Source organism: Desulfocicer niacini (assembly GCF_054657595.1).
On the sequence record NZ_BAAHYK010000088.1, the window covers coordinates 1 to 9,194 of the forward strand.

The 9,194-nt window shown below is 45.6% G+C and carries 5 protein-coding genes and 1 pseudogene; all 6 read left to right on the forward strand.

Features of this window, described 5'->3' with window-relative positions:
• Positions 1-627: 627 nt before the first annotated feature.
• The gene (locus ACYQ2M_RS24060) at positions 628-1,986 is read left to right on the forward strand and encodes a TolC family protein (protein ID WP_459918943.1); all 1,359 of its coding nucleotides are present in this window, start codon (positions 628-630) and stop codon (positions 1,984-1,986) included.
• Positions 1,983-3,158: an efflux RND transporter periplasmic adaptor subunit gene (locus ACYQ2M_RS24065; protein ID WP_459918944.1), complete on the forward strand. Its 1,176-nt coding sequence runs from the start codon at positions 1,983-1,985 to the stop codon at positions 3,156-3,158. The genes ACYQ2M_RS24060 and ACYQ2M_RS24065 overlap by 4 nt, the downstream gene beginning before the upstream one ends.
• Entirely contained in the window at positions 3,155-6,328 is a 3,174-nt protein-coding gene (locus ACYQ2M_RS24070) for an efflux RND transporter permease subunit (RefSeq protein WP_459918945.1), read from the forward strand. The genes ACYQ2M_RS24065 and ACYQ2M_RS24070 overlap by 4 nt, the downstream gene beginning before the upstream one ends.
• Positions 6,306-6,983: a response regulator transcription factor gene (locus ACYQ2M_RS24075; RefSeq protein ID WP_459918946.1), complete on the forward strand. Its 678-nt coding sequence runs from the start codon at positions 6,306-6,308 to the stop codon at positions 6,981-6,983. Before ACYQ2M_RS24070 ends, ACYQ2M_RS24075 begins: the two co-directional genes overlap by 23 nt.
• Positions 6,980-8,281, forward strand: a complete 1,302-nt coding sequence (locus ACYQ2M_RS24080; protein ID WP_459918947.1) for a sensor histidine kinase — start codon at positions 6,980-6,982, stop codon at positions 8,279-8,281. Before ACYQ2M_RS24075 ends, ACYQ2M_RS24080 begins: the two co-directional genes overlap by 4 nt.
• 518 nt (positions 8,282-8,799) lie before the next feature.
• Positions 8,800-9,194, forward strand: a pseudogene (locus tag ACYQ2M_RS24085) (IS1380 family transposase); the annotation flags it as partial.

Below are 9,194 nucleotides of genomic sequence, written 5' to 3' on the forward strand. Positions count from 1 at the left end.
CAGGACTAATTTTACAAGGGTGGCATCAGATCTTGCTGATGGGAACATGGACGAAAAAATAAAATGGCCTGCTGAGGATGAAATTGGAAAACTCGCCGATGTCCTGGAGCGGTTGAGAATGAGCCTGAAGGCTGCGATGGAAAGGCTTTCCAGATAAAACCTCAAATGCCTCTTCATGTCCGGCTATGCCACCAATATTTTTTCCCATCACGGTGCTCTGGACGGCAATTAAAGGGGCAATATTTTTTTTAAAGTCCGGCATAATGACTGACATTCGATTTATATCAGCCATTATGTCCGGGCATCTTTTCTGAGAAAAAACGTACCCCCACATGAAACAGCGAGGAGCCAAATTTATCAACCACGTAATCCTAAAGCAAGTATGTATTACAAATGCGTTGAGACGCATTTTCTATTTTAAGAATCAAGTCATTTTGTAACGATTCCTAAGATCATCAAATCTCATCTGATCAAAAAATTAAAAGCTACACCTGTTTTTTTTAAATACAGCATATAGATCTTAACCCGGTGTTAACCACTGGCCTGCTAAATTTATCGTGAAAATCGGTAAAGAAAGGTTTTTTTGTGTTTGATGTGCAAAACTAAAATGATTTTGGGAGAAAAAATATGCTGAAATCAGCATTTACCCACAGTATAATTTTGATCTGTTTAATATTTCTTTCTTCATGTGCAACCGGTAATAAAATAGACTACGCCGCCCTGGTAAATCAGGAACGTGTACAGATCAGTAAATGGCGTTTGTCCGACAATGGACAGCAGGTCTTGATCCTTGGAGATCTGATCGAATCAAAAGAGCTTGAAAGCTTTGTGGACAAAGCCCTTAAAGCCAATCCAGGGCTTCAGCAGACATTGCTGACCCTGTGTGTGCGCCAGGCGCAATACCGGCAGGCCAGTGGTGAACAATGGCCAACGCTTACCGCAAAATTTGCAGCAAGCCGAGAAGAAAACAGCAATGAAGACAATTTCACAGGGTCTGCTACCGTCAGTTGGGAACTGGATTTATGGCGAAAACTGGCAGATGATTCCCTGGCAGCCCTTAAGGATGCGAACGAACAAGAGGTGTTGTATCAGTCTGCTAAAGATACCCTGGCAGCAGAGGTAATGACCAACTGGCTTGGGCTGACGGCTGCGTTTAAGAATATAGAAATTGAGCAGCAACGCCTGGAGACCCTTGAAAAAACAGAGGCGTTTATCATCGAGCGTTACCGCAACGGGCTTGGCACTTTGGAATCCCTTGACAGTGCCCGGAGTTCCACTGCTTCATCCAAGGCCTCTTTGGAAAGTTTCAGGGAAATACTGGCGCAGCAGCAGCGGTTACTTCGGACACTGATTGGGGAGCCTGGGATACAGATCAGTGTTCCCCAAAATTATACCATCGTACTTGTACCGCTGTCGGATCTGCCAAACCAGACCTTGCAACGGAGACCGGATTTGAAAGCCGCCTTTCTGGCGATTGAGGCTGCCGGCTTAAGAAGTGATGTGGCTTATAAGGATTTGCTGCCAAGCATCAGTTTGCAGGCCGCCCTTGAAGATGTTGCCGCATCACCTGCGTCCGCGCTTTTAACCAGTCCGGTCTGGTCACTTTTGGGGCAGTTGACAGCACCGCTTTTCCAGGGCGGTAAATTGCGGGCAAAAGCAAAGATTGCTGATCTGGAAACGGCGGTAAGTTTCCAAAACTACCGGGAAACCCTTTACAGGTCTGTCCAGGAAATCGAAGATGCCATAGGGCTTGAGCGTTCGTTGATCAAACAGCAGGGGTATATTGAAACCGCCTTAAAAAATTCTCAAAACAGTTTTCAGCAATATGCGGAAAGTTACCGCCAGGGATTGGTGAGTATTCTTGACCTTTTGACGGTTCAACGTCAGACTTTTGATCTTAAAATAAAATTAAATAACCTTATATATGACCGCCTCGCTAACCGGGTGAATCTGGGACTTGCGCTGGGCCTGGGAGTAAAACAATGATACGGCGTTTTTCACAATGGATGGTTTTTATTATATCAATTATCAGTGTATCGGCGATTGCCTTTTATATTCAGCACGCCATTGAAGCACAGGTCAACCGGCCGGAACTGAAAAAAGAAGAGATACACCAGCAACACCCTGATGTGTCTGTGATCACCTCTCGTCCAGGCAGCTATCATGCTGTAATTAAAGCCTATGGGGGCGTCCATTCTCATTTTGAACTCACTCTTGTTTCCCCAGTTACAGGACAGGTTGAAGCCCTGGATGCAGGATTTGAAACAGGCAAGCGGATGAAAAAAGGAAGCTTGATGGCCCGCCTGGATGAAACAAATTACCGCTCTGCCGTAAAGACAGCTGAGCGTACTCTAAGTGACGCACGCCTGTCCCTGCTCGAAGAGGAACGACAGGCGCTACAGGCCTGGGCAGAATGGAAGTCTTCAGGTATAAAAGGAGAGCCGGCATCCGATCTGGTACTGCATAAACCCCAGGTGGCAGCAGCCGGGCTTGTTGTAGAGGAGGCTTTGGCCGTGCTGGAAAGTGCGCGTAAAGATCTTGAACAGACCTGTATCAGAGTCCCGTTTGACGCCCTGGTGGTAGAGCGGCTTGTGGCACCTGGAAGTTTTGTACAGGCCGGAACAAGTATTGCCACGCTCTATAGCACGGATCGGGTTGAAATAGCGGTTTCCCTGTCCGAATCTGACTGGTCCAATCTTCCGGACAGTCGGTCTTTGAACAATAAAGAATGGCCGGTTGACCTTTATAATGCGCAAACCGGACAGAACTGGTCCGGCTATGTGTTGCGTTTGGAACAACATTTGGATGAACAAACCCGGCAGAGGAATCTGATCCTGGCAATTGATTATCCCCTGGATTCAGAGCCGTCTCTGTTGCCCGGCATGTTTGTTCAGGCAACAATCAAGGGGCGCAGTGTAAACGATTTATGGCGGTTGCCAAGTTCAGCCTTCAGCCAAAAGGGAGAAATCTGGTATGTGACAAAAGACAATACTCTTGCATCTTTTTCGGCAGAACCGCTGTTCAGTGATGGCGATGCCGTATATATCGATCCACCAGACAAATTGGCTATCCTTCCGGTCAAAGTACTTGTTCACCCCTTGAATAATTATTTGACCGGAATGGTGGTAAACCCGGTTGAAAAGGGAGACGCATCATGAATAAAAAGATAGGGGGAATTATCCCATGGTTTGCGCAAAATCCGGTGGCTGCCAATCTGTTGCTTTTGCTAATTATTGTCCTGGGTGTGATGCAGGTCGGAAAAATCAGAAAAGAGGCATTTCCAAGCATGTCTCCGAGCAGCCTGACCGTCTCTGTTTCTTATAACAGCGGATCGGCCAGGCAGTCTGAAGAAGGGCTTGCCATTAAAATCGAAGAGCAGCTGGAAGATGTGAATGGTATCAAATCAATCAATAGCGTTTCAACCACTAGTGGTGCTACGATCACTGTTGAAAAAAAAGACGATTATGAGCTGGACACCCTGCTGCGAGATGTTAAAAATAAGGTTGATGCTGTTTCTTCATTTCCGGCAGATGCTGATAAACCCATTATCGAAAAAGCACAGCGAGAAGAGCATGCCATCTGGCTGCAGCTTTATGGGGAATCCGATCGTCATACCCTGCAGCAACTGGCAGAAGATCTGAAAGATGATCTTCTGTCACATGCCAATGTCAATCGTGTTTCCATCTCAGGCACTCTTGATCCCATGATTGCTGTTGAAATCGATGAAGCACAGCTCCAGGCCTATGGTCTGACCCTGTCTGATATTGAGACTGCGGTTAACAAGGGGTCTTCAAGTTCGAAGGCGCCCGTGCTGAGAAGTAAAGACCTTTATCTTCAACTCAAGGCATCAGACCAGGCGTATTTGAAAGAAGAATTTTTTAATATCCCTTTGTTGACCCTTGAAAACGGTAGTGAAATTCTTCTTGGTGATGTGGCACAAATCAAAGACACATTTGTTGACGATACCCCGATCTTATCTCGTTTCAATGGTCATAACAGTATCGCCCTCCAGGTAATTACCACAGGAAAGGATGATATCTCCAGAACCGTTGCCGGTGCTCGCCAGGTGGCGCAAGCATGGCAAAGTAACGGCAATCTTCCCAGTGGCGTACAATTGTCCACCTGGTATGACCGAAGTACAATGATTACCGAGAGGCTTCAATTGTTAGGTAAAAATGCCCTTACCGGATTTGTCATTGTATTTGTTTTGCTGGCCCTTTTTTTAAACCTGCCCGTTGCATTCTGGGTGGCCATGGGGTTGCCTTTCATTTTTTTTGGAACCCTTTACTTTATGGGCGACAGTTTTTTCGGGCTTTCTTTAAACGAGTTTACCACCTTTGGTTTTATAATGGCCTTAGGTATTGTCGTCGATGATGCCGTGGTGATCGGAGAAAGCATTTATACGTTACGTTCAAAAGAGGGGGATACGGTTGAAAATACGATTAAAGGCGCCCTTAATGTGGCCATGCCCACATTGTTTGGTATATTTACGACAGTGGCAGCATTTTTTGCCATTTCACAAACCAGTGGACGTATGGGAGAACTTTATTCCCAGTTTGCCATTGTCATCACCATCTGTCTGATTCTTTCGGCCATTGAATCAAAATTGATTCTGCCGGCCCACCTTTCCCATCTTAATACCCAGGTCCGTCCCGGCATGAACCCTTTGACTCACCCCTGGCAGTGGATTCAGAAAAAAGTTGATCAGGGCCTGGAATGGGTTACAAAACGGTGCTACCTGCCTGCAATCCGCGTGGCTCTGAATCACCGATATGCTGTGATGGTAATGTTTCTTGGGATTTTTATCTATGTCATCACCATGCCGATGACCGGCAAGGTTCGAATGAGTTTTTTCCCGGATGTGCCCGGGGATACGGTCCAGGTAGAGCTGGCTATGGAAAATGATGCCAGCTATGGACAGACCCACGCAGCTCTTTCACTTCTGGAGTCCAGGGCATATGAAGCAGACCGGGAACTGCAAGGTACTGAGGATGACAAAGGAACTGCCATTGCATATTTACAGGTGTTGTCGCAGGGGGATCAGTCTGGATCTATTCGGCTGCAGCTCAAAAAATCATCTCCGTATGACATGAACCTGTTCGTCCGGAAATGGAGGACGCTTGCAGGACTTCCGGAGGGCGCACGTACGTTGAGCATCCAGAGTTCACACAAAATGGTGGATGCATTGCGCATTGAATTAAGGGGGAATGATGATACCACTCTCACTATGGCAGGACGGCAATTTAAAAAATACCTGGAAGATATTCCGGCTGTCAGCGGTATTGAAGACAATATGGCACCGGGTCAGCCCCAGCTTCATCTTAAACTTACTCCCCAGGGACGTGCCATGGGAATCACCATGGATATGCTTGCACAACAGGTTTTGCAGGCGTTTTCAGGTCAGGTGGTACAGCGATTCCAACGATCGAACGATGAGATTGAGGTCAAGGTTCGTTATATTGAAACCGCCCGTAAAGGTGCCAATGATGTGATGAATGCCAATATTCGAACCAATGATGGCAGTGTGGTGCGGTTGTCGTCTGTGGCAACGGTCGATTACGGGTTTACAAGAGATTCCATTACCCGGATAGGCAGTAAGCGCGCTGTTTTTATCTCTGCTGATGTGGACAAAAAGATATTATCGTCGACAGAGCTGGTGCAGCAGGTTCGAAAACAGATTGTTCCGCTGATAGAGCGGCAGTATCCAGGCATTAATATCAATTTTTCAGGCGAGGCTGAAGAGCAGGCTGAAACTCAGACCTCTATGCTGCATATGTTTCTGCTGGCTTTGTTGATCATATTTTTTCTTCTGGCAGTTCCTTTGAAATCCTATATTCAGCCTCTTTTGATCATGACGGCCATCCCGTTTGGTATTGTGGGGGCAGTTCTCGGTCATTGGGTCAATGATCTTTCCTTGGGTATTTTGTCGCTTAATGGTATAATCGCTTTATCCGGCGTTGTGGTTAACGACAGTCTGCTTTTGGTATCTTCATTTAATGATATCATACGTGACAACGAGATCAGTTTTAAGGATGCTGTCGTTCAGGCCGGGCAGAACCGGCTGCGGGCAGTGCTGCTGACTTCTCTTACCACGGTTGCCGGTTTGCTGCCGCTTATCAGCGAAACCTCCCGGCAGGCTCAGTTTTTGATTCCTGCTGCTGTTTCCCTGGCTTACGGCATTATGTTTGCCACAGTGATTACATTGGTTTTGATTCCGGTCCTTTTGAACATTCACCAGGATGTCAGTGAAATGCTCAAACGGTTCTGGCAATGGATAAACCCTTTTAGAAAAAAAGGATACCAATTTGCTGCCAATACTTCTGATTGAAGATAATTTTGATCTTGCAGAAACCGTGATCGATTACCTTGCCATAGAATCGATCGAGTGCGATTATGCCAGCAATGGTATAGCAGGACTACACCTGCTAAAAGAAAATAGATATGATGTGGTGTTGCTGGACCTTAACCTGCCTCGCCTGGATGGGTTGAGTGTGTGTGAGCAGCTTCGAACTGACGGGAATGACACCCCGGTGTTGATGCTCACGGCACGGGATCAACTGGATCATAAGCTGGCGGGTTTTGAGGCTGGTACAGACGATTATCTGGTTAAACCCTTTGAGCTTAAAGAAGTGGTGGCCCGTATCAAGACCCTGGCCGGACGGCGCAGCGGGCAGATAAAACGATTGTGCTGTGCTGATCTTGAGATGAGCATGAAAGAACGCATCGTTACCAGGTCTGGTCGTGCCATCAAACTGTCACCCATTGGCTGGCAACTTCTTGAAATCCTTTTAAGGGCTTCGCCGGAAATTGTCTCCAGGCAAAAATTAGTCACATCTGTGTGGGGAGACAATCCACCGGACAGCAATAGTCTGAAAGTCCATATCCATCATTTGCGCAAAGCCATTGACGACAACTCCTCTGTACCCTTGCTGCATACGGTTTCAGGACATGGCTTTGTCCTCAGAAAGGTTTCGGAAAAATGAAACGGAATATCAGCCTTAAATGGTTTGTGGCATTATCCTTTCTTTTTCTGGCCATTCTTTTGATCATCGGTTATTCCTTTCTAAGTGTCAGGTTTTTTTTTCGGGGCATGGACAATGTCATTGGGGACAACATGGCCCATGCTGTGAAAAGCTATGGTGATACCACCTCTGAAGAGAATATGCAGCACCTTAGCCATTTCAGCGGTTACCTGATCAGCCGGGACTGGAGCCAGATGCCCGAAGAAATACGGGAGGCCATGGCACCTCCTCTACAGGTCGGTGATCTTATGGTAAGCAAGCAGCAAAAATGGTTGTCTCCGCCCCAAAAAATATTTTTTGTCATGAAGCTGGTCTATAAAGGTGAGTCCTTATATATCAGCCATATAACCACACGAAAGACTGCTGCCCCTTTACTGGGACGTGACAAGAAGAAAAATATGAACGCCCTGGTGCTCATTAGTTTTTTGACTGCTTTGGGCATATTTGCGATTGTCTGGTTTTTGCTTCGTCAGGTCGAGCGACCGGTTAAGGCTCTTGGTCGATGGGCAAAGCAACTTAACCCTAATAACCTGCATAGCCCTCCACCTGATTTTATCTATCCTGAACTGAACGAATTGGCCAGTCTCATTAGAAATAACCTTTCATCGGTTCATGAAAGCCTGGAGCGGGAGCGCCGATTTTTGCGCCACAGTAGCCATGAGTTGCGCACCCCCATCAGTGTGATCCGGAATAATGTCGAACTTTTACAAAGGCTTGGTGAGAGCCCGATACCAGGGGTATCTGAAACTAAAAAAAAGCAGAATCAAGAACACCAGCAAAAAAAAGTGATTGACCGTATTGACCGAGCCAGTCTCACCATGAAGCGTCTGACAGAAACCCTGCTCTGGTTGGCCCGGGAAAAAGAGAGCCGTCTTTCGTCAAAAGATCTGGACCTGGAGCAATTGGTCCGAGAGCTGGCAGCGAAAGCCGAATATCTTCTTAAAAATAAAGACGTTGAGGTCATTCTAGAAACAGAACTGTTCAGCATCCAGGCACCGGAAGAACCAGTTCGTATTGTTATAGGTAACCTCATTCGAAATGCCTTTCAGCATACCTGGTGCGGAATGGTGAAGATTTCTCAGTCTCGAAACCGCATCGACATCGTAAATGATGTTCTAAAAGAAAATTATTCCAGCCAGGACATTGGATTTGGCCTTGGACTTGAACTGACCCGGCAGTTATGTCAAAAGCTTGGATGGGAATTTTTTAGTGGTATGGAATCCGGCAGCTATCAGGCGCATGTTGTTTTTACAATGTAGATTTGGTGTGAATTTTAATTTCTTTATTTACAGACACTTATATGGAATAGCAAATTTTATAGCGTTTACCTTAAAAACATAACAACCTGGAATTATTAGGTCGAGTAAGTTATATGCGTTAGCCCTGTCCCTACAGCAAAAAGGCCTTGACATGTTTTAACCATTCATATAAGTCGAAATAAGACAAACGCTCCAGAAGGGGTGGTATAGAAAGCTAAAATTTATATAAATTAACAGGCCACGAAGGCTATCAGATGAATTATTTTCTGATGATCTTTTGTGGCCTTTTTTTATGGAGGAAAGAATGACGCGCTTATTGTTGATGTGGTTTTGTAACTACTCACCCCAGGGATCAAAAAAAAAATAAAAAAAGACTTGACAGGTTTTTTCGGGGATTTTTTTAGAAATTTGAAATAGCACATAAATGTGGTCATAGAGCTCGATAAGGCACGCTTATTCTTACGATCAAAGTGATAGTTATGAAATTTGTTTCCCATAGTTGGAAAGAGTAATTGTTGCCCATGATACAGACATCCAATATTCACTATGAAGTGGATGATCGTCATCAAGGCATAGCACCTGGAGGTATTGGCGTTATTCATCTGTTGGCGCAAAAAACTGGCTTGATTGATGAAATTAATGAAACGGTTAATGTGCTTAAACGGCATTTGCCCTACCATGAGTCAGACCATATTCTGAATATTGCCTATAATAAAATTGCTGGTGGTACGCGCCTTGAAGATATTGATTTATTAAGGAATAATAAGGCGTGGCATGATGCACTGCAAGCAGAGATTATTCCTGATCCGACAACTGCCGGTGATTTCCTAAGACGTTTTGATGAGCAAGACATTTTGGATCTGATGGAGTCAAAAAACAATGTCCGGCAACGAATATGGAAAGATCAACCAGA